Genomic DNA, 26,334 nt, shown 5'->3' on the forward strand with positions numbered 1-26,334 from the left:
AGCAGACGCAAAAGCGCCCATTTCCCCTGAGGAAATCGGGCGCTTTTGCGTCTGCTGGCGCGGGCCGGGGCCTGTTGCGCCCGGGCGATTATGTATAGCATCATACATAGTGTCCGGTAGCCGAGGAGCGCCCATGCGGAGTCCACGTGAGCAGATGGTGGTCTCCGCCGCGCTGTTGATCCGGGAGCGCGGCGCCCACGCCACCGCCATCTCGGACGTGCTGGCGCACAGCGGCGCCCCCCGCGGATCGGCCTATCACTACTTCCCGGGCGGGCGCACCCAATTGCTCTGTGAGGCGGTGGATTACGCCGGCGACTATGTGGCCGCGATCATCGCCGGGGCGCAGGGCGGTCTCGAACTGCTGGACACCCTGGTCGACACGTACCGGGAGCAGTTGCGCGCCAGCGACTTTCGCGCGGGCTGCCCCGTCATGGCCGTCGCGGTGGAGGCGGGCGACGAACAGGAGCGCGACCGCACGTTGATCGAGCGCGCGGCGGCGGCCTTCGGCCGCTGGTCCGACCTGATCGGCGAGCGGTTCATCGCCGACGGGATACCGGCGGAGCGGGCCCACGAACTCGGGGTGCTGGCCACCTCGGCGCTCGAGGGGGCCATCGTGCTGGCCCGGGTGCGGCGCGACCTCACGCCGCTGGACGTCGTCCATCGCCAGATGCGCGACCTGCTGTTGGCGGAGACGCCGAGAAAGGATCTCCCGCAGTGACTACCGAGGCCACCGAGACGCGCCAGGCGTGGCAGCCCACCGCCTGCATCCTGTGCGAGTGCAACTGCGGCATCGTCGTGCAGGTCGAGGACCGCAGCCTGGCCCGCATCCGGGGTGATAAGGCGCATCCGGCGTCGCAGGGGTACACCTGCAACAAGGCGCTGCGGCTCGACCACTACCAGAACGGCGCCGGGCGCCTCACCTCCCCGCTGCGCCGGCGCCCCGACGGCAGCTACGAGGAGATCGACTGGGACACCGCGATCGTCGAGATCGCCGAGGGTTTCAAGCACATTCGCGACGCCTACGGCGGCGACAAGATCTTCTACTACGGCGGCGGCGGGCAGGGCAATCACCTGGGCGGCGCCTACAGCGGCGCGTTCCTGAAGCCGCTCGGATCGCGCTACCGCTCGAACGCGCTGGCGCAGGAGAAGACCGGCGAGGCCTGGATCGACGCCCAGCTGTACGGCGGACACACGCGCGGCGAGTTCGAGCACGCCGAGGTGGCGGTGTTCGTCGGGAAGAACCCGTGGATGTCACAGAGCTTCCCGCGGGCCCGCGTGGTGCTCAACGAGATCGCCAAGGACCCGGCCCGGTCGATGATCGTGATCGATCCCGTGGTCACCGACACCGCGAAGATGTCCGACTTCCACCTGAGGGTGCGACCCGGCACCGACGCCTGGTGCCTGGCCGCGCTGGCCGCCGTCCTCGTCCAGGAAAACCTCTGCAACGAGCGGTTTCTCGACGAGCATGTGCGCGGCGCCGACACCGTGCGCGCCGCGCTGCACGACGTCCCGGTCGCCGACTACGCCGAGCGGTGTGGGGTCGACGAGGAGCTCGTGCGCGCGGCGGCGCGGCGCGTCGGCACCGCGGCCAGCGTCGCCGTCTTCGAGGACCTCGGGGTCCAGCAGTCGCCGAACAGCACGCTGTGCTCCTACCTGAACAAGCTGCTGTGGATCCTGACCGGCAACTTCGCGAAAAAGGGCGGCCAGCATCTGCACTCGACGTTCGGCCCGCTGTTCGGCCAGTACACCGGCCGCACCCCGGTCACGGGCGCGCCCATCATCGCGGGCCTGGTGCCGTCCAATGTGATTCCCGAAGAGATCGTGACCGATCACCCGGATCGCTTCCGCGCCATGATCGTCGAGAGCAGCAACCCGGCCCACTCGCTGGCCGATTCCACCGCCTGCCGCGAGGCGTTTCGATCGCTGGAGCTGATGGTGGTCATCGACGTGGCGATGACCGAGACCGCGCGGCTGGCCCACTACGTCCTGCCGGCCGCGTCCCAATTCGAGAAGCCGGAAGCCACCTTCTTCAACCTCGAGTTCCCGCACAACACCTTTCAACTGCGCCGCCCGCTGCTCGAGCCGCTGCCCGGGACCCTGCCGGAACCGGAGATCTGGGCCCGTCTGGTGCGGGCGCTGGGCGTCGTCGACGACGCGGACCTGCGGCCGCTGCGGGAGGCGGCGCAGGCGGGCCGACAGGCCTACACCGAGGCGTTCCTGGCGGCCGCGGTCAATCCCGCTGTCGCGCAGGCTATCCCGTACGTGCTGTACGAGACCCTCGGGCCGACGCTGCCCGACGGACTTCGCGGCGCGGCGGCCCTGTGGGGGCTCGCGCAGAAGGTCGCGCTGGCCTATCCCGAGGCGGTCCGGCGCGCCGGCCACGCCGACGGCGACGCGCTGTTCGACGCGATCCTGGACAACCCGTCCGGGGTGACGTTCACCGAGCACAACTACGAGGACGACTTCGGGCTCATCGGCCACGCCGACCACAAGATCGCCCTCGAAATCCCCGAAATGCTCGACGAGTTGCGGGCTTTGGCCGCGGCACCGCCCCGGCTCACCACGGCCGAGTTTCCCGTCGTGCTGTCGGTGGGGGAGCGGCGGGCCTACACCGCCAACGACATCTTCCGCGACCCGTCGTGGCGCAAGCGCGACGCCGAGGGAGCCCTGCGCGTCAGCGTCGAGGACGCCCAGGCGCTGGGGCTCGTCGATGGCGGCCGGGCCCGCATCAGCACCGCCGCCGGGAGCGCCGAGGCCACGGTCGAGATCACCGAGACCATGCTCGCCGGGCATGCGGCCCTGCCCAACGGTTTCGGGCTGGACTACGTCGGCGACGACGGGCGCAGCGTGACGCCCGGCGTCGCACCCAACGCGCTCACCTCGACCCGGTGGCGCGACCCGTACGCGGGCACGCCGTGGCACAAGCACGTGCCCGCCCGGATCGAAGCGCGCCGAGAAGACGCAGAATCGCATGCCTAGAGACCTCAATTGTGCGATTCTGCGTCTGCTCGCGAGGAAACGCGACGCTAGTTCCAGATGCGGACGCGGCTTTGCTTGTCCAGGAACAGGGCGTCGGAGTCGGTGACGCCGAACGCGTCGTAGAAGGCGTCGATGTTGCGCACGACGCCGTTGCAGCGGAACTCCGGCGGCGAGTGCGGGTCGACCGCCAGCCGCCGGATCGCCTCGGCCGCACGGGATTTGGTCCGCCACACCTGGGCCCAGCCGTAGAACACCCGCTGCACGCCGGTCAGTCCGTCGATGACGGGGGCGGGCGCACCCCCCAGTGAAAGCTGATAGGCCAGCAGCGCGATGGACAGCCCGCCCAGGTCGCCGATGTTCTCCCCGACGGTGAACGCGCCGTTCACGTGCTGGCCGGCGCCGAGGTCCCTGGGGGTGTAGGCGTCGTACTGCTCGATCAGCGCCGTGGTGCGGGCGCCGAATTCGGTGCGGTCGTCGTCGGTCCACCAGTCCACCAGGTTGCCGTCGCCGTCGTACTTGGCGCCCTGGTCGTCGAAGCCGTGGCCGATCTCGTGGCCGATCACCGCGCCGATTCCGCCGTAGTTGGCGGCGTCGTCGGCCTCGGCGTCGAAGAACGGCGGCTGCAGAATGGCTGCGGGAAAGACGATCTCGTTCATGCCGGGGTTGTAGTAGGCGTTGACGGTCTGCGGCGTCATGAACCATTCCTCGCGATCCACCGGGCCGCCGAGCTTGGCCAGCTCGCGGTCGTGGTTGACCGCGTAGCCGCGCCGGTAGTTGCCGTACAGGTCGCCGCGGTCGATCTCGAGCGCGGAGTAGTCGCGCCACTTGGTCGGGTAGCCCACCTTGGCGGTGAACTTCTCCAGCTTGGCCAGCGCGCGCTGCCGGGTCTGCGGCGTCATCCAGTCCAGCTCGCCGATGCTCTGCCGGTAGGCCGCCTTCAGGTTCTCCACCAGCGCGTCGATGCGTGCCTTGGCGCCCGGCGGGAAATGCCGTTGGACGTAAAGCTTTCCGACGGCGTCGCCCATCAGGGTCTCGACCAGGGACACCCCGCGCTTCCAGCGGTCGCGGATCTGCTCGGCGCCCGTCAACAGCCGCCCGTAGAAGTCGAAATCCGCGGCGACGATGTCGTCGGTCAGCCACGCGGCGCGGGCCCGGATCACCCGCCAGCGCGCCCAGTCCTTCCAGTCCTCCAGCGGCTCGGTTGACCACAGGGCCGCAAATGCGGTGAGGTAATCCGGTTGGCGCACAATGAGTTCCGCGACGGCCTCGGGGGTGCTGCCCAGCGCGCCCACCCAGCCGTCCCAGTCGAAGCCGGCACCCTGCGCCTGCAGGTCGGCGAAGGTGCGCAGGTTGTAGGTGAGGTCGGCGTCGCGGCGCTTGACCACGTCCCAGTGCGCCGCGGCCAGTTTGGTCTCCAGCGCCACGATGCGGGCGGCCGTCTCGGCGTGATCCCCGCCGAACACCAGGGAGAACATCCGCGCGATGTGTCCCGGGTAGGCGGCCAGCACCTCGGCGTGCCGCTCGTCGCGGAAGTAGGACTCGTCGGGCAGCCCGATGCCGGACTGGGTGACGTGCACCAGGTACCGCGACGAGTTCTTGGAGTCGGTGTCCACGTACATCGCCAGGCCGCCGCCCACGCCGGTGCGCTGCAGGGCGCCCAGCGCGGCGGCCAGGGCGGACGCGTCGGCGCAGCCGTCGACGACGGCCAGCTCGTCCAGCAGTGGCCGCACGCCCCGGCTTTCGACGGCGTCCTCGTCGAGGAAGCTGGCGTAGAGGTCCCCGATGCGCTGCTGGTCAGTGCCGCGGGCCGCGCCCTGCCGGCTCGCCTCGGCGATGAGGTCGCGCACCTGTTCCTCGGCGCGGTCGAACAGGTGGCGGAATGCCCCGTCGGTCGCGCGGTCCGCCGGGATGTCGTAGTCGGCCAGCCACCGGCCGTTGACGTGGCCGAACAAATCGTCCTGGGGGCGGGCGTTTTCATCGACATGGCTCAGGTCGATGCCCGAGCGGATGGCCTCTACTGTCACCCCGCCATCCTTCCATCTTCATTTGGGTGCAACGATCGGGCCATGTCCGACGTCGAGCAGCAGGAGCCGTCCGGCGACGACGAATCCGCCGTCGCCGAGGAGGACTCCGACGCCGACGTCACGGCGGCCGATTCCCCGGGCGGCGCGACGTTTTCCCCCTATGGCATCGCCTCGGCCGCGCTCGGGCTGCTGTCGGTGGCCGCGGTGGTGCTCGGTTTCGTCATCTGGTCGGCACACCGCGACGACGTCGGCGAACGCAGGTACCTCACCCGCGTCATGGGGGCCGCCGCCGACTGGGCGAACGTCCTGATCAACATGAACAGCGGCAACGTCGACGCCAGCCTGCAGCGGTTGCACGACGGGACGGTCGGGGAACTCAACGCCGACTTCGACGCGGCCGTCCAGCCCTACCGCCAGGTGGTGCAGAAGCTGCAGTCGCAGAGCAAGGGCCAGATCGAGGGGGTGGCCATCGAAACCGTGCACCGCGACCTGGACTCCCAGCCCGGGGTCGCCCGGCCCGTGGTGACCACGAAGCTGCCGCCGTTCGCCACCCGCACGGACTCGGTGCTGCTGGTCGCGACGTCGGTCAGCGAGAACGCCGGCGCCAAGCCGACGACCGTGCACTGGAACCTGCGGCTGGACGTCTCCGACGTGGACGGCAAGCTGATGATCTCCGGACTGGCGTCGATCCGATGAGGATCCGATGAGAAATCTCTGGCGGCTGTTCGCCTTCGACGTCCTGGCGCCCCTGGTCGCCGCCGGCGCGCTCGTCATGATCGGGGTGGTCCTGGGCTGGCCGCTGTGGTGGGTGTCGGCCTGCTCGGTGCTGATCCTGCTGATCGTCGAGGGCATGGCCGTGGACTTCTGGCTGCTGCGCCGTGACTCGGTCAGCGTCGGCACCGACGACGAAGCGCCGGGGTTGCGCCTGGCCGTGGTCTTCCTGTGCGCGGCCGCCCTGACGGCCGCGGTGGTGACCGGCTACCTGCACTGGACGCGGCCGGACCGCGAGTTCAAGCGGGATTCGCGCGAGGTGGTGCAGATCGCCACCGGGGTCGCCGAGGCGATGGCGTCGTACACCCCCGGCGACCCGACCGGTTCCCTCGACCGGGCCACGGCCAAGATGGTGCCCGAGCAGGCGGACGCGTTCCGCGAGCAGTACAAGAAGACGGGCGCCGACCTGGCCCAGCACAACGTCACCGCCCAGGCCGCCACGCTGTCGGCGGGCGTGGAGGCCCTGGGGCCGTCGGCGGCGAGCGTGGCGGTGATCCTGCGGGTCACCCAGACCGCGCCCGGCCAGCCGCCGAGTCACGCGGCGCCGGCGGTGCGGGTGGCGCTGACCAAACGCGGCGACACCTGGCTGGTGGCCGGCGTGCTGCCGATGAATTCCCGCTGAGCTCAGGCGGAGTCGGGCGAGCGGCCGGACTTCACCTTCACGAACCGGTCCGACAACCGACGCATCCGCAGCATCAGCGACGCCGTCGGGCTGGTGCTGCCGTCGAGGTAGGCGGCGAGCTCCTCGGGGGCCACGCCGATGCGGGAGGCGAACTCCTGATGGCCCAGGCCCGAGCGGTCGATGAGCAGCGCGACGTGGCGGGCCACCTCGGCCCGCTCGTCGGCCTCCAGGTGGGCGCGGGCGCGGTCGAGCACCTCCCAGAGCGCTTTGGAGATGCCGTACGGCCGGCTGCCCTCGAGGACCTCTTCCACCTGGCGGGCGGTCCGGCCGTAGGGGTCGCGCTTGAGTGCGGCGGCGATGCGCTTCCAGGTCGCGATGTCACCGCCCTGCAGCGCCGAACGGATCGCCGACGTCGGCCAGAACTCCACCGGGCGGTCCGGTTCGGCCGGGGACGGGCCGCCGGGCCCGTCGAGGTCGGGCTGCGCCGCTCGTACTGGGGCTGGTCGTCGGCGCCCTCCGGCGACGGGCAGCCGGTCTGCAGCGCGTCGATGGCGACCGACAGCCGGCCCCGCCACAGCGTCACCGGGTGCACGGGCCGGCCCGCCCCGGTGATCGCCCGGGCGACCCCGCCGGCGCCGGTGCGCGCACCCGCGCCGCCCCGCCTGCGGTGCCCTGAATGCCCGACGACGGGGCCGGTGGGCGCGCGCCGGCGCACCGGGACGCCCGCCGTCTCGTCGCTGATGTTGACCTGGTGGGGGATCTGCTCGGGGCCGCGCCCGCGCACCGCGCTCGGGTCGTACGCGGCGCCGGCCTGCGTCGACTTGCCGTTGCGGCCGCAGCCGGAGAACGCCAGCGGGTCGGCGACGCAGATGGCGTCGGGCGCCAGGTTCTTCAGCTTGGCCGCCGACTTCAGCACCATCCGCAGGTCGGCGGTGGGCGCGGCGAGCGCCGAGATGTCGTCGGGGATGACCACGACGTCGCCGAGGTCCACCTCGGGCAGCGGCCGGTCGAAGTCCACCGACGGCAGCACCCGCAAGAGCCACGGCGGCATCCACCAGTTCCACTGGGCGAACATCGCCATCAGCGCCGGGACCAGCACCAGCCGCACCACGGTCGCGTCCACCGCGATCGCGACGGCGCACGCCACCCCGATCTCGGCGACCAGCGGCATGCCCGCGAACGCGAACCCGATGAACACCGCGATCATGATCAGCGCGGCGCTGGTGATGGTGCGGGCGCTGGTGCTCACGCCGTAGGCGACCGCGTCGCGGGTGTTGCCGGAGTGCAGGAAGCGTTCCCGGATGCGGGTCAGCAGGAAGATCTCGTAGTCCATCGACAGCCCGAACGTCATGGCCAGGACCAGCGGGGGCACCGTGCTGTCGATCGAGCTGATGTGGGCGAAGCCCAGGTCGGTCAGCCAGCCCCACTGGAACACCATCACCAGGCTGCCGTACGCGGCCGCGACCGACAGCAGGGTCATCAGCACGCCTTTGAGGGCCAGGAAGACCGAGTGGATCGAGATCAGCAGCATGACGAACGCGATCAGCGCCACGAACAGCAGCACCAGCGGCTCGGTCTGCGAAACCCGGTCGTCGAAGTCCTTGATCAGGGCGGTGGGACCGCCGACGTCCACCCGCGCCGTCCCCGGGTCCGGGATCCTGGGCAGCTGCGCGCGCAGCCAGCCGACCGTGTTGCGGGCGCCCATGTCCTCGGGATCCACCGACAGCACCGCCGACAGCAGCGCGCTGCCGTTGTCCTCGGCGAACTGCGGGGGGCTCACCGACACGATGTCGGGTGCCTGGGTCATGCGCTGACGGATCGCCGCGACGGTCTGCGCGTGCTCGGGCGAGGCGGCCCCGCCGTCGGGGAACGTGATCAGCACCCGGACCGGGCCCAGCGCGCCGGGCCCGAGCGCCTGGGCCGCCGCGGCCACCCCGGCGCGGATCTCGTGCGAGGAGTCGAACTGGCGCAGCAGGCTGTTGCCGAGCACCATCGACGTCGCCGGCAGCGCCATGACCAGCAGGACCAGCGTCGCGCCCAGCGCCGACACCCAGGGCCGGCGCATCACCCACCCGATCCAGCGGTTCCAGAACCGCGACTGGGTGGCCTCCGGCCGGCGCGACCAGTGCAGCAGGGCCGACCGCTTGGCGGCCGACCGGCCGAACGTCGCCAACACCGCGGGGGTCAGGGTCGCCGCCGTCAGCATCGCCACGGCGACGGCCAGGATCGCGCCGGTGGCCATCGACTTCAGGGCGGGCGTGTTGATCAGGTAGATCCCGGTGAGCGAGGCGACGACCGTCATCCCCGACAGCACGACCGCCAGGCCGGACGTGGCCATCGCGGCGTCGATCGCCTCCCGGGGCTCGCGCCCGGTGCGCAGTTCCTCGCGGAAACGCATCAGGATGAACAGCGAGTAGTCGACGGCGAGCGCGATGCCGAACATCGACACCGTCGAGGTGACGAACACCGACATGGTGGTGATCTCGGACAGCAGGTAGACCAGGCCCATCGTCACCACGACGGTGCAGACGCCCAGGGCGAGCGGGATGGCCGCGGCCGCCAGCGACCCGAAGACGGCCAGCAGGACGATCAGGATGATCGGCAGGTTCCAGCGTTCGGCGGCGGCGATGTCGTGCTTGGTGTTCTGCGCGGCGGCGGCGCTCAGCGCGCCCTGCCCGATGACATACAGCCGCACCCGGCCGTTGGCGGTCTGGCCCGGCTGGTCGCCGGAGATGCCGACCTTCTGCCGCAGCTGCTTGGCGAGGTCGCTGGTGCCGGCGTTGCGGGCGTCGAGGCGCAGCGAGATCACGTAGGGGCGGTCCGGCTGCGGCGGCCGCTGCGCGGGGTTGGGCGCCTCCGTGGTGCCGGGGAACTCCCCGGCGATCTGCCGCAGCTGCGCGACGGCGTCGTTCATGTCCTGGTAGCTGGCGTCCGGGCGGGGGGCGGCCACCAGCGCCAGCGACGAGGCCCCCTGGTCGTGGTAGAGGTCCTCGAGCTGGTCGTGCACCAGCAGCGACTGCGAGCCGGCGACCTCGAAGCCACCCCCGGTGAGGTTCCCGGACTGCGTCATGGCCAGGTAGACCGCGGGCACCAGCGCCAGCAACCAGCCTGCGAAGACCAACCAGCGGTACCGACGCAAGCTGCGGCTCAGGCGCATCATCAACTGCTGGATCGTGGACTCCCCGGTGTGTCACGCAACGTGCAGGCGAGGATACCGCAGCGGGCTGTGGAGTATGGCGGCATATTCGCCAGCTGAGCTGCAGCAACACCGATGTGGCCAAGATGGTGCGAAGTCGTTGCGAACCGGTGACTAACGGGAGATCGGTCACACGGGCTGGCCCGGGTCACGGCGGGGATGGCAGGATGTCGGATGGCCCACGGGCCCCGTGACCAGTGGGGGGACTTCTTTCGTGAAGACGAGTTTCATGACGACAGGCAGCGCCACCAGACGCCGCAGGCTGCTCGCCGGCGTGGTCGCGGCCGCGCTCCCGGGCGCGGTGTTCGCGGTTTCCTCCGGGCCGGCGGCCACCGGCGCGTCCGACCCGTGCGCGGCCAGCGAGGTCGCGCGGACGATCGGCTCGGTCTCCAAGTCGATGGGCGACTACCTGGACTCCCACCCCGAGACCAACCAGACGATGACGTCCATGCTGCAGCAGCAAGCGGGCCCGCAGTCCTTGACGGGGCTGAAATCCTATTTCGAGGCCAACCCCAAGGTGGCCGGCGACATGACGTCGATCGCGCAGCCGCTGACCAATCTGTCCACGCAGTGCAAGCTGCCGATCAGCATCCCGCAGGCGATGGGCATGATGCAGCAGGCGCAGGCCGGCGGCGGCCTGCCTGCGTTGCCCGGCGCTCCCCACAGCCGCTGCTGGCGCAGCAGGAACGTGGCCGACAGCACCGGGCCGCCGGGCAGCGTGGTGCTCAGCGAATTGGCGGCGTAGAACGCCGCCTCCGACCGCAGCTGCTTGACGTGCACCCCGGCCGATCGCAGCAGGGTGCGCTGGATCTGGGCGAAGCTGTGCATCGATGCGGCGGCCGCGACCACCGCCGCCAGCAACCACCACCACTTGGCCTCGTACAGGGTCGTCCAGGCCTTGGCGAGCTGGTCGAAGCCCAGCGAGACCTCGACGGCGAGGACGATCGCGACGATCCCGAGGATCACCCAGCGCAGCCACCAGTACTTGCCGCGCGAAGCCTCTTCGCGTGGCAAGTCCGGGTTGCGGACGGGTGCGTCGTGCGGCACGTGCTTTAGGGTAACTGTGCAGGTGGCGGGGTGATCGCCACGCGGTTCCGACTGTGTCGGGGTCGTAACCGGATCGTGCCAGCCGCCGGGCGCCGCGACAAGGCGCGGATAGGCTTGGCAAATGACGGCAAACCTCGACGACGCCTCCGTCGACCCCCTCGTCCGCAAGGCCACCGCCTGTCGGCGTGTCGTGTGCGTGGTTTATGTGTCGCGAGGCGAGAAGCTGACGGTTACAGCCGTCCCTCGCGGCGCAGCAGGTCCTGGGCGGACACCCCGCCGCCGGCGCGGCGCCGCTGACGCGATGGGTCGCCATTGTTGGGCGCGTTGGGCTGGGTCGTCCCGTTCGGCCCGTTGACGCAGGGATTGCCGGCGATCGTCGGGCAGGGTCGCTCCTGCCAGGACTTGTCGGTGAACCCGCTGATGGGGGCCAGCCTGTTGCGGATGTCGGCCACCTGTTGATCGGTGACTTTGCTTCCGTTGTTGCTCTTGATCACGACCGTCAGTTGCTCGGTCCGGTACCCGGGGAAGAGCTTGTCGAAGTGCTCCTGCGCCAGCCGGACGGAGTTGTTGGGCGGCAGATACTTCTCGCTCATGCCGCCGAAGGACAGGTTGCCCAGTGGAATGACGAGCAGGATCATGCCGACGGCGATCGGGATGGCGAACGCCAGCGGGCGCTTCATCACGAAGTTCACCAGCTTGCCCCAGAAGCCGGCCTCGACCTCTTCGCGGGTCTTGGTCTTCTGCAGCCGCTCCGCGAGCCACTCGAGGTAGACGCGCGACACCTTCCAGTTCCGCAGGAAGGGAACGCGCAATGCCGTCCGCACGCCCAGCGCGTCGACGTGGCGCCCGAGGATGCCCAGGCAGGCCGGCAGCAAGGTGATCGACAACAGGGCCGCCAGACCGACCGCCGCGAAGATCGCGTAGACCAGCGAATGCACGAAACCCTGCGGCAGCACCAGCAGGCTGGCGCTCGACGCGATGATCAGCACAGCCGAAAAGGTCACGGTGCGGCCGGCCGTCATCACGGTGCGTCGCACGGCGGCTTCGGTGTCGTAGCCCTCCGCTATCTCTTCACGGAACCGGCTCACCACGAAGAGTCCGTAGTCGATGGCGATACCAAGGCCGATCAGGGAGACCACCGGCTGCGCGAAGAAGTGCACCGGCCCGAAAATGGCCGCGAACCGCAGGAGTCCCAGCGCGCCCGCGATGCTCAGCCCACCGACGATGGCCGGCAGTCCGGCGGCGACCGCGCCCCCGAACACCAGGAAGAGCACCACCGTCACCAGCGGCAGCGCGAGCACCTCCATGCGGCGCTGGTCCGTGGCAATGGTGCCGGTCAACGCGTTGGCGATCGGCTCCAGGCCGGCGAGTTCGACCGTGCCGCCGTCGAGCTTCTGCAGGTCGGGCGCGATGGCCTTGTAGTTGTTGAGGATGGTGTCGTCGTCGTTGCCCTTCAGCGGGATGCTCACGAACGTGTGCTTCTTGTCCTCGGTCGCCATCCCCTTGATCAGCGGGGGAGCGTCCGCGGGGTTCGACAACGCCAGCCAGCCGGCCCAGCCGACGACCTGGTCGGGATGGTCGTCCTTGAACTTGTTCAGCTCGTCGACGACCTTGTCCCGCCACGCCGGGTCGTCGACCGTTTTCCCGGCGGGCGCGGTGAAGGTCGCCACGATGTGGCTGGTTCGATCGCGGCCGTAGACCTGGTCACCCAGCACCGACGCCTTCACCGACTGGCTGCCCTCGTCGTAGTAACCGCTCTGCGTGACGTGTTTGCCCAGGCTCATCCCGAACACGCCGCCGCCGAGGCACAGAGCCACCATGACCCCGATGACGATGTACCGGTACCGGTACACAGTTCGACCCCACCAGGCGAACACGTGAGCTCCTTACTGGATCACTAGCGACCCGCGCACTGGTTTCCCAGTCTCACACACGCGCGGACAACAGGGCGGACAGCGGACGGAAGGGCTGCAGCCACGCCCCCTGCTCGGGTAGCGAATCCAGGCCGATTCGCGGGAGCGGCTCCCGGAAGACACCCGCGATGTCCTCCAGGTCGACAAAGTCCAAGGTATCCGACGCTAGCGCCCAACTCGCGTGTTCGCGAAATCCGATCACCTGGACAGGGATGCCGCCGCCGACCCCGTCCCGGGCGATCTCCTCCAGGGGCTGCCGGAACGCCTGGCCGTCGGCCGAGGCCACCACCAGCGCCGCCAGCCCCTCGTTTCGCCGGCGTTCGATGTGGTCGAGCATGTCGCGGTCGACGTCGCTGTCCTCGTCGATCTTCGGCTTGGCGAAGACGGCGAACCCGACGTTGCGCAGCGCGTCCACCCAGGGCCGGACCACGTCGGCGCTGCCCGGCGCGATGTTGGTGAACACCGTCGCCTCGGGTTCGATCACCATCCCGGGGCGGGCCGCGCTGACCTCCGCGGTGCGGGCCAGCAGCCAGCGGCCCAGCGCGTCGAACCGGGGTCTTTCCAGCGCGGTCGGGCGCCGCCCGAGGATCGAGCCGAGCCCCATGTCGAGGTTGGGGGCGTCCCACACCAGCAGGACGCGGCCGCCGGGGGAGAAGCCCGCCATGGTTTCACTGGACAGCACCGCGGGCGGCGCCACCGGTTCTGCTGCCGGGGTGTCTTCTATGAGGCTCATGGTCATCGTCTATTCGGTCTACTCGGTCTACTCGTCGTCGTTACTGGCCTTGGCGCAGCCAGATGAATTCGGTTACCGCGCTGCCGGCCCGTTCGGCCTTGGACTCGTACTTGGTGGTGGGCCGTTGGGTCGAGATCGGCAGCGCGCCGGCCGCCCCGGCGCGGTGCAGCCGGGGTTCGCCGTCGCCGACCTCGGCGATGTGCTCGGCGTAGCCGGCATGGTCGGTCGCCACGTGCAGGACACCACCGGGGAGTAGCCGGTCGGCGATCAGCCCAACCGTGCCGGGCTGCAGGAAACGCCGTTTGTGGTGGCGCGCCTTGGGCCAGGGATCGGGAAAGAAGACCCGGACCCCGGTCAGGGACCCCGGCGCGATCAGCTCCTGCAGCACGACGATCGCGTTGGCGCGGATCAACCGGATGTTGTCGACCCCGTCGCGCTCCATCGCGCACAGCAGCTGCGCCAGCCCGCGCCGGTAGATCTCCACCGCAACCACGTCGACGCCGGGCTCATCTTTGGCCATTGTGAGCGTGGAAGTTCCACTGCCGCAACCGATTTCGAGCACAAGCGGCGCCTCGCGGCCGAACCACGCCCGGGTGTCCAGCGGCGCGGCGGCCGGATCGGCGTCGGTCCCCACCGACAGGCCCAGCCGGGGCCAGAGCCGGTCCCAGGTCTGGCGCTGGGCCGTCGACAGCGCCGAACGCCGCGAGCGGAAGCTGGAAGCAGGCAGGTAGCGCCGTGGGTGATCCGGATCGGCCACCGCGTCGGCGTCGCCTTCGACCGGCGTGTCGGGATCGATCCCCACCCCGGTCCTCGCCTGCATTTGTCCATGGTGGCCCATGAACCGCCGGTGTAGCCGCCCCAGGTCCAGATTGATACCCAACAGTTGCCTTTGCCTGGTAACAGATGTGACGGTGGCTCGCGCGGCGGCGGCGCAGCTGCCACGATCGGGGGATCGGAGGGAGCGGGCGGGATGAGACCAGGGGGGCGCGGCGGTTTCGCCGGCGACGCGGTGCTGGTGACGGGCCCGTGGCTGGCGGGGGTGAGCGCTCTCGCCGCGGCGCTGCGCGACCGGCTGCCGCACTACGAGTTCGTCGAGTCGGGGGAGCTGGAACCGGGCCGCGCGCCGGCGGCGGTGGTGTTCGTCGTCTCGGCCGCGGCCCACCTCACCGGGTCCGACTGCGCCCTGCTCGACGCCGCCGCGGCACACTCCGACGTCATCGTCGGCGTGGTCTCCAAGACCGACGTGCACCGCGGGTGGCGGGAGACCGTGGCGGCCAACCGCGACACGCTGGCCGCCCACGCGGCGCGGTACTCCCGGGTGCCGTGGGTGGGCGCCGCCGCGCGGCCGGACCTGGGCGAACCCGACCTCGACGACCTGGTCCGGGCCGTGCGCGACGAGCTCGCCGACCCCGAGGTGCCGCGCCGCAACCGGTTGCGCGCGTGGGATTCCCGGCTCCGCACGGTCGCACGGCGGTTCGACCGCGACGTCGAGGGCGCCGGCCGGCGCGCGCGGGTGGAGACGCTGCGCGAGCAGCGCGGCACGGTCCTCTACGAGCGGCGCCAGAACAAGACGCGGCGCAGCATCGCGCTGCGCGGCCAGATCCAGCAGGCCCGCGTTCAGCTGTCGCACTTCGCGCGCAACCGCTGCAGCTCGGTGCGCACCGAGCTGCAGGAGGACGCCGCGGGTGTGCCGCGGCGCGGGGTTCCCGGCTTCGAGGCGCACGCGCGGGCCCGGCTGGACGCGGTGGTCGCCGAGGTCGACGAAGGCACCACCGCGCAGCTCGCCGAGGTGGGCCGGGCGCTCGGGGTGCCGACCGCGCTGCCGCCGCCGGAGCAGCCGCCGGCCGTTGACGTCCCGGCGCCGCCGCTGACATCGCGGCGGCAGGAAACGGTGCTGATGACGCTGCTGGGCGCGGGGTTCGGGGTGGGTGTGGCCCTCACGCTGAACCGCCTGGTCAGCGGCGTGGCGTCGCGGATGGCCCCCGGGCTTGCCCTCGCCGCCGCGGCGGCGTGCGTGGCGATCGGCCTAGTGCTCACGCTGGTGGTGGTGCACCTGCGCGGGCTGTTGCACGACCGCGCGCTGCTGGACCGCTGGGTGGGCGAGGTGACGTCGTCGCTGCGTTCGGTGGCGGAGGAAATGGTGGCCACCCGCGTGCTGGCCGCCGAGGCGGCGCTGAGCACGGCGCTGGCGGCGCTCGACGAGGCCGAGGGGGCTCGGGTGTCGGCACAGGTCAGCGCGATCGACACCGAACTGCGCGAGCACGCGATCGCGTCGGCGCGGGCGGCGGCGGCGCGGGACCGGGAGATGCCGGCGGTGCGGGCCGCGCTCGACGCGGTGCGTGCCGAACTCGGCGAACCCGCGCCCCCGGAAGGCCCCGGTGAACCGGCTTCTGAATCGTTGTTGTGAGAAGGCTTATACCTGCCCGAGGCTTCCCGGACAAGGCGCCCGCGATAACCTGTAGTTAACGCCACCATAGAAACCGTTGTGTGGGCGGACGCATACAAATGCACCGAAGCAGAAGTACGCAGACATCCAGGAGAGTTCGATGACCTCAGCGACCATTCCCGGCCTAGACACCGCGCCCACTAAACATCCCGGGCTGCTGGCGTGGGTACAGGAGGTCGCCGAGCTAACCCAGCCCGACCGCGTGGTGTTCGCCGACGGCTCCGACGAGGAGTGGAAGCGGCTGACCGATCAGCTCGTCGACGCGGGCACGTTCAAGCGGCTGAACCCCAAGGAGTACCCGAACTCCTTCCTGGCGTTGTCCGACCCCTCGGACGTGGCCCGCGTCGAGTCGCGGACGTTCATCTGCTCCGAGCGCCAGGTGGACGCCGGGCCGACCAACAACTGGATGGACCCCGCCGAGATGCGGTCCACCCTCAACGACCTGTACCGCGGCTGCATGCGCGGCCGCACCATGTACGTGGTCCCGTTCTGCATGGGGCCGCTCGGCGCCGACGACCCCAAGCTGGGCGTCGAGATCACCGACTCCGAATACGTCGTCGTCTCGATGAAGGTGATGACCCGCATGGGCAAGGCCGCGCTGGACAAGCTCGGCGACGACGGGTTCTTCGTCAAGGCGCTGCACTCCGTCGGGGCCCCGCTGGAGCCCGGTCAACAGGACGTGCCGTGGCCGTGCAACGAGACCAAATACATCACCCACTTCCCGGAGACCCGCGAGATCATGAGCTATGGCTCCGGCTACGGCGGCAACGCCCTGCTGGGCAAGAAGTGCTACTCGCTGCGGATCGCCTCGGCGATGGCCCACGACGAGGGCTGGCTGGCCGAGCACATGCTGATCCTCAAGCTGATCTCCCCGGAGAACAAGGCCTATTACTTCGCCGCGGCGTTCCCGTCCGCGTGCGGCAAGACCAACCTGGCCATGCTGCAGCCGACCATCGAAGGCTGGCGCGCCGAGACGCTCGGTGACGACATCGCCTGGATGCGGTTCGGCAAGGACGGCCGGCTCTACGCGGTCAACCCCGAGTTCGGCTTCTTCGGGGTGGCGCCGGGCACCAACTGGAAGTCCAACCCCAACGCCATGCGGACCATCGCCGCGGGCAACACCGTCTTCACCAACGTCGCGCTCACCGACGACGACGAGGTGTGGTGGGAAGGCCTGGAGGGCGAGCCGGACCACCTGATCGACTGGAAGGGCAACGACTGGTACATCCGCGAGACGGAAACCAAAGCCGCGCACCCGAACTCGCGGTACTGCACCCCGATGTCGCAGTGCCCGATCCTGGCGCCGGAGTGGGACGACCCGCAGGGCGTGCCGATCTCGGGCATCCTGTTCGGCGCCCGCCGCAAGACCACGGTGCCGCTGGTGACCGAGGCGCGCGACTGGCAGCACGGCGTGTTCATGGGCGCCACCATGGGCAGCGAGCAGACCGCCGCCGCCGAGGGCAAGGTCGGCACGGTGCGCCGCGACCCGATGGCCATGCTGCCGTTCCTGGGCTACCACGTCGGTGACTACTTCCAGCACTGGCTCGACCTGGGCAAGAATTCCGACGAGTCCAAGCTGCCGAAGGTGTTCTTCGTCAACTGGTTCCGCCGCGGCGACGAGGGTCAGTTCCTGTGGCCGGGCTTCGGCGAGAACAGCCGGGTGCTCAAGTGGATCGTCGACCGCATCGAGCACCGGGCCGGCGGCCAGGAGACGCCGATCGGCATCGTTCCCACCGCCAAGGACCTGGACCTCGACGGCCTCGACGTCGCAGGCGCGGACGTCGAGCGGGCCCTGGCGGTCAACGCCGACGAGTGGCGCCAGGAGCTGCCGCTGATCGAGGAGTGGTTCGAGTTCGTCGGCGACAAGCTGCCCACCGGCGTCCGGGACGAGTTCGAGGCGCTCAAGCAGCGGCTGTCCGAGTCCAACTAGGTCCAACTAGGTCCGACTAGCGACACCGTCCGAGACACTCGCCCCACCCCGCGGGGGCGAGTGTCTCGCGTCGATCACGACGTCATCCACCCCCGTCGGGCACCGCGAATCGGCGTGACCGTCGCGAGTTCGATTCGCGTTTCCGCTTCCCACAGTGCGGGGTGCGCCGACCCGACCTTCCGCCTGAGCCGCTCGCGTTTTGCGGCGAGCAGATCGATCACGACCGTCTTCTCGTCCGATTGACCGCGATTGTGGCCGATGATCACGAGACCTCCCGGTACGTTTGACGCGCTTGGCGGGCGCGCATGGGTGCGCGCCTTTCGAGGAAGCACACGACCCGGGCGGCGATGGCCCCGGCGGCCAGGCTCGGCGACAGCCAGATGTTGTCCTTCAGACGCCTGTCCGCGGCGTGGAGCCTTCCGGTCCCGGTTGCGTTCGACGCCACCGAAAAATGGGGCTGGGCAAGAGATAAGCGCTGCCGGGAAGAGTCGTGCACTAGTCCGCGTGATTCCTTCACCTGTTGTCCTCACCTCGGGGCGATGCGATGACGTCACGCTATGACGGTGGCCGCGGCGGGCACATCCGTAGCCGGCTACCTGATTTCGCGGACCCGCGGGCCGCACCGACCGGCAAGATACCTGGCGTCGGCTCGTGCGCGGGATGGCGCAGATGCCCTGCCGCAGCGCGGATTTGCCCCTTCATCAGGCGTAAGCGACCGCCGACCACACGGGGGCAAGCGGGACGGCACCGCGTAGCCCGCTACGTGCCCGCGTTCACCCGGCTCGGAGATCGGGTTCCTAGGGGCGATCGGCAGGCTACTACGTCCGGCCGTCGCGTTGCATGAATTCCGCCAAAGCCCTGCGGTCCGGGACGCCGAGCTTGGTGCAGGCATGCATCACGTGGCCCTCGACGGTGCGGGCCGACAGGCTGAGCCGCTGGGCGATCTCGCGGCTGGTCAGTCCCGCGGCCACCAGCTTGGCGACATCGCGTTCCCGGGTGGTCAGCGGCAGCGGCCGGGCCGCCGCGGCGAGCGCCGGGTCGCGGTCGCGGAGCGCCGCACCGTAGGCGCCGTGCGCCGGCGCCAGACGGCCATCGACGGTTCCGGCGACCTCGACGAGACGTGCAAGCCCGTTGCGGTCCCCGAAACGTGCCGCGTGATGCAGGGCCAGCATTTCGATCGCCCGCTGACCGGATTGCCGGGCCAGATCGGCCGCCTCGGTGGCTGCCGCGACGGCGCCGCTGGTGTTTTGCCGGGCGGCGGCGAGCCACGCCTCGATGATGCGGAGTTGCGGGCGGAACACGGCGCGGTGGGCACCCGCACGGCTGTGCAGTTCGGCGATCGTGGCGTCGGCCGCCTCGGCGCGGCCGAGCCCGCAATAGGCTTGGGCCAGCCACATTCGGGGCACGCTCCACCATGCGGCCGACTCGTTGGTGAGCGCCGCCACCGTCTGCTCCATGCGCGACGCCGCCGCGGCGAAGCGACCGCGCGCGAGATCGACGCTGCCCGCCGCCATGTTGGCCAGTCCCCAGTCGAGGTACTGCCGGGTGGAGTAGAACTGGCCGTCGTCGGCCAGGCGCTTGTCTGCCGCGTCGAACTCGCCGGCCAGCACCAGCGCGGAGACCTCCGCGTAGGTCATCAGATGCCGCAACACCCCGTCGACCTGGCGTTCGATTCGGCGCCCGTGCTCGGCCACCGCCGCTACGCGATCGCCGTGCCCGGTGAACGCCAACGCGAAGCCGCCGCCCACGACCGCCCAGCCGACGGCATCCGGTGACGCCGCCGGGCTGGCGAGCACGCGACCCGACAGGTCGGCGGCCTCGTCCAGGCGGTTCTGCAACGCCAGGGAAGCCGCCGCCAGGCCGTCGACCACCAGCCTGAGCCCCGGATCGCGGATGCGCTGCCGTAGCAACTCGAGCACCTCATCGGCGGCGACGGCATCGCCCGCCGACAGTTGCCGGTTGACGACGCGCACGGCGCCCCAGCGGAGCAGCCCCGGCTCCTCCATCGCCTCCGGGTCGTAGGCGCTCAGGGCGAGGTCGGCCTCCGCTGATCTGCCTTGCCACAGCAGCGATCTGGCCAGCAGCTCGCCGGCGGCCGGACCGCCGCCGCGGTCGACGGCGGCCCGGGCCAGGCGCTCGGCGAGGGTGACATCGGTCAGCGCGATGGCGTCGTCGGCGGCCGCCACGAGCGTGTCGACTCCCACGTGGGTGTCGCTGTCCAGCGTCAGTTCGGCCAGCCGGATCCGCTCGCCCGCCCCCCGGACCGGCTTGGCGGCCAACGCCCGGACCAGCTCGCCACGCAGCCGGCGCGCGGCGGCCACCCCCAGCCGCCGGCGCATGACGTCGCTGAGCAGCAGCTGGTTGAACTGCACCTCGCTGACCTCGCGGTCGTCGGTGATGCGGATCAGGCCGCGTCGTTCGGCGCTCTCGACGGCGGGCGCGCCGGCCAGGCCGATCAGCGTGTCCAGGTCGAGCGGTTCGCAGATCGCCAGGAGGCCCAACGCGTGCGCGACGTCGTCGGGCAGCCTTTCCAGCCGCTCGTCGACCAGCGCCGCCAGTTCGTCGCGCACCACGGCCGGTCCGCGCAGTTGCCAGATGCCGCGGACCTGCCGCAGCGTGCCGGCCTCCACCGCCCCCTCCACCAGGTTGCGCAGGAACAGCGCGTTGCCGCCGGAGTCCTGCCACATCACGTCGGCGCTCAGGCCCTCGACGGGGCCGCCCAGCACCCGTTCGACCAGCTCCACGCACTGCTCCTTGGTGAACGGCCGCAGGTCGATGCGCCGCAGGTAGCGGTCCTTCCACAGCGAGGTGATCGCGTCGGGCACCGGCTCCTTGGCCCGCAGGTTGGCCACCATCGGCACCGACCCCTCCAGCGCCAGCTGGAGCACCAGGGTGGCCGACAGGTCGTCGAGCAGGTGCGCGTCGTCCACGCCGAGCACCGTGTCCGGGTCGGCGGTCAGCGCGTCGCGGGCGGCCGCCAGGTAGGACGTCGGGTCGCGGGTGGTCCCGGGCCCGACGAGGTAGGTGAACGACCCCAGGGGGATGCTGCGCGACGACGCCGTGCCCGCCACCCAGCGCACCCGGTTGGGCAGCGACCCGGTGACGTCACGGGCCAGCGTGGTCTTTCCCACGCCCGCCTCGCCGACCACCACGACGCCCGCCGTGCGGGTCGGCTCGGTGAGGGCAGCGTGAAGCGCCGCGAACTCCGGCTCGCGGCGCAGCAGCGGCCAATCCTCGGCGTGCACCAGAGCCAGCACTCTACCGATGCGGCCCGCCGATGGGCGCGGTACGCCGGCGGCCGACGGGCGACGTGTTGACACCCGTCAAGTTTGGCGGCGGTACAGTCTGCGCATGCAGATTCGCGAGCATTGCGGAGCCGACAAGCCGGCCGTCATCCTCCACCCGTCCGGCGCGGTGGTCACGTTCGACGAACTCGAGGCGCGGGCCAACCGGCTGGCGCACTACTTCCGCCGGGCCGGCCTGCGCGAGGGCGACTCCGTCGCGATCCTGATGGAAAACAATGAGCACATCCACGCGGTCATGTGGGCCGCGCGGCGCAGCGGGCTGTACTACGTCCCGATCAACACCCACCTGACCGCCGCCGAGGCCGCCTACATCATCGACAACAGCGCCGCCAGGGCGATCGTCGGCTCGGCCGCGCTGCGCAAGACCTGCGAGAACCTGGCCGAGCACCTGCCCGGTGGGCTGCCCGGGCTGCTGCTGATCGCCGACGACGACCTCGAGGGCTGGGCGCGCTACCCGGAATGCGTTGCGGATCAACCGGATACGCCGATCCCCGATGAGGTCGAGGGCGACCTGCTGCAGTACTCGTCGGGAACCACCGGCCGGCCCAAGGGCATCAAGCGCGAGCTGCCGCACGTCCCGCCGGCCGAGGCGCCGGGCATGATGTCGGCACTGGTCAGTTTCTGGATGACCCCCGACTCGGTCTACCTGAGCCCGGCGCCGCTGTACCACACCGCGCCGTCGGTGTGGTCGATGAGCGCGCAGGCCGGCGGCATCACCACGGTGGTGCTGGAGAAGTTCGATCCCGAGGGGTGCCTCGACGCCATCGCGCGCCACCGCGTCACGCACGGCCAGTTCGTCCCCGCGATGTTCACCCGCATGCTGAAACTTCCTGAGGCCGTCCGCAATTCGTACGACCTGTCCAGCCTGCAACGGGTGATGCACGCCGCGGCGCCGTGCCCGGTGGAGATCAAGAAGCAGATGATGGACTGGTGGGGCCCGATCATCGACGAGTACTACGCGTCCTCGGAGGCCATCGGCTCCACGCTGATCAGCGCCGAGGAGTGGCTGGCCCACCCGGGCTCGGTCGGCAAGCCGATGGCGTGTGCGATCCACATCCTGGACGAGGACGGCAACGAGCTGCCGCCGGGCCAGGCCGGCGAAATCTACTTCGAGGGTGGCTATTCCTTCGAATACCTCAACGACCAGGCCAAGACCGAAGCGTCGCGCGACGGGCACGGCTGGACCACGGTCGGCGACATCGGTTACGTCGACGACGAGGGCTACCTGTACCTGACCGACCGCCGGCATCACATGATCATCTCCGGCGGGGTGAACATCTACCCTCAGGAAGCCGAGAACCTGCTCGTCACGCACCCAAAGGTGTTGGACGCGGCCGTGTTCGGCGTCCCGGACGCCGAGATGGGGCAGCGCGTGATGGCCGCCGTGCAGACCGTCGACCCGGCCGACGCCACCGCCGAGTTCGGCGACGAGCTGGTCGCGTGGCTGCGGGAACGGCTGGCGCACTACAAGTGCCCGCGGTCCATCGAGTTCGAGGCCGCGCTGCCGCGCACCGACACCGGCAAGCTCTACAAGAACGGGCTGATCGAGAAGTACTCGGTGTGACCCGTGCTCCGGCTTGTCGAGATGTCCGGCGCGCGGGGGATCGAAATCGCAACACCGCCGGGCGTCGTCGTGGCGCACGGCCCGGCCGCTGACCTGGCCGGCGCCGAATCACTGCTGGAAGCAGCGACTTTCACACTCACCGAGGACGACTGCGCCGACCGCAGGGTCGTCACGGTCGAGTCGGTGCCCGACGCGCTGGCCGAGCTGACCGAGCGCTGCGGGCGCTGGCCGCAGGCCAGCAGCGTGTGCGACGACGTGCTGCGCGCGATCGACCCCGGCGGCCCGGCGCTGGCCGCGGTGGTGACCGAGTCGCTAGCGTATTCGACGCTGCAGGCCGGCCCGGAATTCGCGCGCTGGCTTGCCGATCGCGGCCCGGCCCGCGCGCCCGAGATCGCCGAACCGGTGCGGCTGCGGCGCGACGGCGACACGCTGGACATCGCCTTCAACCGGCCGCAACGGCACAACGCGTTCTCCACCGACGCGCGCGCCGCGCTGCTGGAGGCGCTGGCCGTCGCCCGGCTGGACCCGTCGGTGACCGGAATCGTGTTGCGCGGCAACGGCCCGTCGTTCTGCAGCGGCGGCGACCTCGCCGAGTTCGGCAGCCTCGCGGACCCCGCGAGCGCGCACCTGGCCCGCACCCGGCACAGCCCCGCTCTGGCGCTCGACGCGCTGACGGCCAGGCTTGGCCGGGCGTGCCGCGCCGAGGTGCACGGGCGGGTGCTGGGCAGCGGATTGGAGATGGCGGCGTTCTGCGGATGGGTGCACGCCCGCGACGACGCGGTGTTCGGGCTGCCCGAACTGGCGCTGGGCCTGATCCCCGGCGCCGGTGGCACCCTGAGCGTCACCCGGCGGATAGGCCGTTGGCGCACAGCCTATCTCGTGTTGTCCGGCCGCACGATCGGCGTCGACACCGCCCTGGCGTGGGGCCTGGTGGACGCGGCCGGCGCCGCGTCCGAGGGGACCCTCAGAAGCCGGGATACGTAGTCGTGGTGGTCGTCGTCGGCAGGTTCGAGATGGCCACCGCGAAGAACACGAACCACAGCACCACCCCGATCACGGCGGCGACGACGCCCACGACCGCGCCGATGATGGCCCACTTCTTGGCGTTGTCGGCCGCGGCCTGCGCCTCGGCGTAGCGGCCCTGGGACCACAGCCCGGAAACCTTGGTGGAGTACACCAGCGAAACGATGCCGAGCGGCAGGCAGCACAGCACGGTGCACAGGATCGCCCAGACGAGGTAGTTGTCGGGCTCGCGCTGGACCGGCCACCCCGGCTGCGGCGGCGGCGGCTGCCAGCCGGTCGGCTGCTGACCCTGCCAATAGGGCTGCTGGCCTTGCCATTCGGGAGGCTGGCCCTGCCATTCGGGCGGGCCGGCGGGCCCGGGAGAGCCTTCATACGGCCCAGGGGGATAAGTCATGGCAACCCACCTTCTTCGGACCCATCGGTGTGGACTTCCGCGCCGCCGTGCCGGTGGGAGAAGTCAGGCAAATATACAGCACGCCCCTGCTGCGGGACGGGATTCACCGCCGTCAGATCCCGCCGCGGGCGATGAGTTGCCGCGCGATCACGTTGCGCTGGATCTCGTTGGTGCCCTCGCCCACGATCATCAAAGGCGCGTCGCGGAAGTATCGTTCGACGTCGAATTCGCATGAGTAGCCGTATCCGCCGTGAATGCGCACCGCGTCCAGGGCCACCTCCATCGCCACCTCCGAGGCGAACAGCTTGGCCATCCCCGCCTCCATGTCGCAGCGCTGCCCGGCGTCGTAACGCTCGGCGGCGTAGCGGGTCAGCTGGCGGGCCGCGGTCAGCTTCGTCGCCATGTCGGCCAGGTAGTTACCGATCGACTGGTGCTGCCAGATCGGGCGGCCGAAGCTCTCCCGCTGCTGGGCGTAGGCCAGCGCGTCCTCGAGCGCCGCGGCGGCCACGCCCAGCGCCCGGGCGGCCACCTGAATGCGGCCGGTCTCAAGGCCTTTCATCATCTGCGCGAAGCCCTCACCCGGGCGGCCGCCCAGCACCGCGGACGCGGGGACGCGGACGTCGTCGAACGACAGCTCGCAGGATTCGACGCCCTTGTACCCCAGCTTGGGCAGGTCCCGCGACACCGTCAGGCCCGGCTCGTGGCCGACCAGCACGATCGAGATGCCCTTGTGCCGCGGGCTGGCGTTCGGGTCGGTCTTGCACAGCAGCGCGATCAGCCCGGACCGGCGCGCGTTGCTGATCCAGGTCTTGGCGCCGTTGATCCGCAGGCCGTCGCGGGCGCCGTCCGCGCCCTCAAAAGGTATCGCCGTCGTCGTCATGTTCTGCAGGTCCGAGCCGCCGCCGGGCTCGGTGAGCGCCATCGTCGCCCGCAGCTCCCCGGTGGCCATCGCCGGCAGGTAGGCGCGTTTCTGCTCGTCGGTGCCGAACAGCGCCAGCAGCTTGGCCACCACGGTGTGCCCGCCCATCGCGCCCGCCAGGCTCATCCAGCCGCGCGAAAGTTCTTCGGTGACGCGCACGTAGCACGGCATGGACACCGGTGACCCGCCGAATTCCTCGCCGATGGCCAGGCCGTAGATGCCGATCCGCTTCATCTGCTCGATCCACGCCTCCGGGTAGGTGTTGGCGTGTTCGACCTCGCGGACGGTCGGCTTCACCTCTCGATCGATGAACGCCCGCACCGTGGCCACCAGCATCTCTTCTTCCTCGTTCACGCATGCCATATTGCCCGAACGTCCACGGGCTGCGAGCATGTGGCGTTGTGCACAGCGACTTGCGGGAGGGCGGGCCCTACTTCGACGACCTCTCGGTGGGCCAGGTGTTCGACTGGGCTCCTGCCATGACGCTGTCGCCGGGTTTGGCCGCCGCCCACCAGGCGATAGTCGGGGATCGGTTGCGCCTGGGGCTGGACGCGGTGCTGGCCACCGCGGTGACGGGAGAGCCGGGGCCACTGGCGAATCCGGCGCTGGTGTGCGACGTCGCGATCGGTCAGTCGACGCTGGCCACGGCGCGGGTCAAGGCCAACCTGTTCTACCGCGGCCTTCGGTTTCACCGGTTCCCGGTCATCGGCGACACCATCTACACGCGCACGGAAGTCGTTGCGCTGCGAGCCAATTCGGTCAAGCCGGGCCGCGCACCGACGGGGATGGCGGCGCTGCGCATGATCACCATCGACCAGGCCGACCGGCTGGTGCTCGACTTCTACCGGTGCGCCATGCTGCCCGCCGGCCCCGGCTGGGACCCGGCCCGCGCGCCGGCTGACGACCTGTCGGCCCTCGGCGCCGACGTGCCTGGCCCCGCCGTCGCCGCGCACGCGCACTGGGACGGTGAGGTCTTCCGCAATCGGGTACCCGGCCCCCACTTCGATCCCGGCCTGGCCGGCGCGGTGTTCCGCAGCACCGGCGACGTGGTCAGCGGCGCACCGGAGTTGGCCCGCCTGACCCTGAACATCGCCGCCACACACCATGATTCGCGGGTCGCGGGCCGCCGCCTGGTCTACGGCGGGCACACCATCGGCCTGGCCCTGGCGCAGGCGTCGCGGCTGCTGCCCAACCTGGCGACGGTGTTGGGCTGGGAGTCCTGCGACCACACCGGCCCCGTGCACGAGGGCGACACGCTCCACAGCGAGCTGCACGTCGAGTCCGCCGAGCCCACCGCGCACGGGGGCGTGCTGGGTCTGCGGTCGCTGGTGTACGCCGCCGACGACACCGCCGACCGGCCGGTGCTCGACTGGCGGTTCAGCGCGCTGCAGTTCTGAGCGTTAGATGTTCAGCCCGCCGGCGTGCCGCCGGTGGGCGTCAGGCGGTCCCGCCGGCGCCGGCCGCGCCC

Annotated in this window: 19 protein-coding genes and 2 pseudogenes; 10 read left to right on the plus strand and 11 right to left on the minus strand. The window is 70.6% G+C overall.

All coding sequences use genetic code 11. The annotated features are described in order from the left end of the window. Positions 1-133: 133 nt before the first annotated feature. Together BN971_RS21670 and BN971_RS21675 are read left to right on the plus strand one after the other, a co-directional pair. Positions 134-718: a TetR/AcrR family transcriptional regulator gene (locus BN971_RS21670; protein WP_085178878.1), complete on the plus strand. Its 585-nt coding sequence runs from the start codon at positions 134-136 to the stop codon at positions 716-718. Next, the gene (locus tag BN971_RS21675) at positions 715-2,979 is read left to right on the plus strand and encodes a molybdopterin-dependent oxidoreductase (RefSeq protein WP_085178877.1); all 2,265 of its coding nucleotides are present in this window, start codon (positions 715-717) and stop codon (positions 2,977-2,979) included. The genes BN971_RS21670 and BN971_RS21675 overlap by 4 nt, the downstream gene beginning before the upstream one ends. 47 nt (positions 2,980-3,026) lie before the next feature. Here the strand turns inward: BN971_RS21675 and BN971_RS21680 are convergent, their stop codons facing one another. Then, positions 3,027-5,003, minus strand: coding sequence for a M13 family metallopeptidase (locus BN971_RS21680; RefSeq protein WP_085178876.1), 1,977 nt, complete (start codon positions 5,001-5,003; stop codon positions 3,027-3,029). Between the two features lie 42 nt (positions 5,004-5,045). Here BN971_RS21680 and BN971_RS21685 point away from each other — a divergent pair, with 42 nt between their 5' ends. Then, positions 5,046-5,699, plus strand: a complete 654-nt coding sequence (locus BN971_RS21685) for a hypothetical protein (RefSeq protein WP_085178875.1) — start codon at positions 5,046-5,048, stop codon at positions 5,697-5,699. A gap of 7 nt (positions 5,700-5,706) precedes the next feature. Then, complete coding sequence (locus tag BN971_RS21690) at positions 5,707-6,396, plus strand: hypothetical protein (protein ID WP_085178874.1); 690 nt, start codon at positions 5,707-5,709, stop codon at positions 6,394-6,396. A 73-nt stretch (positions 6,397-6,469) separates the two neighbouring features. Here BN971_RS21690 and BN971_RS21700 read toward each other — a convergent pair whose 3' ends face one another. Then, positions 6,470-9,556, minus strand: coding sequence for an MMPL family transporter (locus BN971_RS21700; protein WP_249262756.1), 3,087 nt, complete (start codon positions 9,554-9,556; stop codon positions 6,470-6,472). Positions 9,557-9,721: 165 nt separating this feature from the next. Further along, positions 9,722-9,985, minus strand: coding sequence for a hypothetical protein (locus BN971_RS26060; RefSeq protein WP_249262762.1), 264 nt, complete (start codon positions 9,983-9,985; stop codon positions 9,722-9,724). Between BN971_RS26060 and BN971_RS21705 the strand changes: the two genes are divergently transcribed. Next, positions 9,894-10,337 (plus strand): hemophore, encoded by a 444-nt coding sequence (locus BN971_RS21705; RefSeq protein ID WP_428978073.1) that lies wholly within the window; start codon positions 9,894-9,896, stop codon positions 10,335-10,337. The genes BN971_RS26060 and BN971_RS21705 overlap by 92 nt on opposite strands. On the opposite strand, the pseudogene BN971_RS21710 reads toward BN971_RS21705, so the two are convergent. The 4 genes and pseudogenes from BN971_RS21710 to trmB form a co-directional block, all read right to left on the minus strand. Then, positions 10,247-10,639 (minus strand): annotated as a pseudogene (locus BN971_RS21710) (lysylphosphatidylglycerol synthase domain-containing protein); the annotation flags it as partial. The gene BN971_RS21705 and the pseudogene BN971_RS21710 sit on opposite strands and share 91 nt — an antisense overlap. Positions 10,640-11,025: 386 nt before the next feature. Continuing rightward, positions 11,026-12,516, minus strand: a pseudogene (locus tag BN971_RS21715) (MMPL family transporter); the annotation flags it as partial. Positions 12,517-12,565: 49 nt separating this feature from the next. Beyond that, positions 12,566-13,285, minus strand: coding sequence for a PIN domain-containing protein (locus BN971_RS21720; RefSeq protein WP_085178882.1), 720 nt, complete (start codon positions 13,283-13,285; stop codon positions 12,566-12,568). Positions 13,286-13,325: 40 nt separating this feature from the next. Continuing rightward, positions 13,326-14,123 carry a tRNA (guanosine(46)-N7)-methyltransferase TrmB gene (gene trmB, locus BN971_RS21725; protein WP_170322215.1) on the minus strand — a complete coding sequence of 266 codons (798 nt, stop codon included), beginning with the start codon at positions 14,121-14,123 and terminating at the stop codon, positions 13,326-13,328. Positions 14,124-14,255: 132 nt separating this feature from the next. Between trmB and BN971_RS21730 the strand changes: the two genes are divergently transcribed. Both BN971_RS21730 and BN971_RS21735 read left to right on the plus strand, forming a co-directional pair. Further along, complete coding sequence (locus BN971_RS21730) at positions 14,256-15,692, plus strand: hypothetical protein (RefSeq protein ID WP_249262757.1); 1,437 nt, start codon at positions 14,256-14,258, stop codon at positions 15,690-15,692. 139 nt (positions 15,693-15,831) lie between these two features. Continuing rightward, positions 15,832-17,661: a phosphoenolpyruvate carboxykinase (GTP) gene (locus BN971_RS21735; RefSeq protein WP_085178865.1), complete on the plus strand. Its 1,830-nt coding sequence runs from the start codon at positions 15,832-15,834 to the stop codon at positions 17,659-17,661. 74 nt (positions 17,662-17,735) lie between these two features. On the opposite strand, the gene BN971_RS21740 is transcribed toward BN971_RS21735, so the two are convergent. Both BN971_RS21740 and BN971_RS21750 read right to left on the minus strand, forming a co-directional pair. Continuing rightward, complete coding sequence (locus BN971_RS21740) at positions 17,736-17,927, minus strand: hypothetical protein (RefSeq protein ID WP_085178864.1); 192 nt, start codon at positions 17,925-17,927, stop codon at positions 17,736-17,738. A gap of 552 nt (positions 17,928-18,479) precedes the next feature. After that, complete coding sequence (locus BN971_RS21750) at positions 18,480-20,906, minus strand: helix-turn-helix transcriptional regulator (RefSeq protein ID WP_249262758.1); 2,427 nt, start codon at positions 20,904-20,906, stop codon at positions 18,480-18,482. A 106-nt stretch (positions 20,907-21,012) separates the two neighbouring features. Between BN971_RS21750 and fadD4 the strand changes: the two genes are divergently transcribed. After that, positions 21,013-22,530 (plus strand): fatty-acid--CoA ligase FadD4, encoded by a 1,518-nt coding sequence (fadD4, locus tag BN971_RS21755; RefSeq protein WP_085178862.1) that lies wholly within the window; start codon positions 21,013-21,015, stop codon positions 22,528-22,530. Between the two features lie 3 nt (positions 22,531-22,533). Beyond that, the gene (locus tag BN971_RS21760) at positions 22,534-23,514 is read left to right on the plus strand and encodes an enoyl-CoA hydratase/isomerase family protein (RefSeq protein WP_085178861.1); all 981 of its coding nucleotides are present in this window, start codon (positions 22,534-22,536) and stop codon (positions 23,512-23,514) included. On the opposite strand, the gene BN971_RS21765 is transcribed toward BN971_RS21760, so the two are convergent. Continuing rightward, positions 23,495-23,947, minus strand: a complete 453-nt coding sequence (locus BN971_RS21765) for a CD225/dispanin family protein (RefSeq protein ID WP_085178860.1) — start codon at positions 23,945-23,947, stop codon at positions 23,495-23,497. The genes BN971_RS21760 and BN971_RS21765 overlap by 20 nt on opposite strands. A gap of 112 nt (positions 23,948-24,059) precedes the next feature. Continuing rightward, positions 24,060-25,229, minus strand: a complete 1,170-nt coding sequence (locus tag BN971_RS21770; protein WP_090350559.1) for an acyl-CoA dehydrogenase family protein — start codon at positions 25,227-25,229, stop codon at positions 24,060-24,062. 38 nt (positions 25,230-25,267) lie between these two features. Here BN971_RS21770 and BN971_RS21775 point away from each other — a divergent pair, with 38 nt between their 5' ends. Further along, positions 25,268-26,263 (plus strand): MaoC family dehydratase, encoded by a 996-nt coding sequence (locus BN971_RS21775; RefSeq protein ID WP_245836452.1) that lies wholly within the window; start codon positions 25,268-25,270, stop codon positions 26,261-26,263. The last annotated feature ends 71 nt before the right edge of the window (positions 26,264-26,334 follow it).

It is taken from the genome of Mycobacterium bohemicum DSM 44277 (assembly GCF_001053185.1).
In the GTDB taxonomy this organism is placed as follows: Bacteria; Actinomycetota; Actinomycetes; order Mycobacteriales; family Mycobacteriaceae; genus Mycobacterium; species Mycobacterium bohemicum.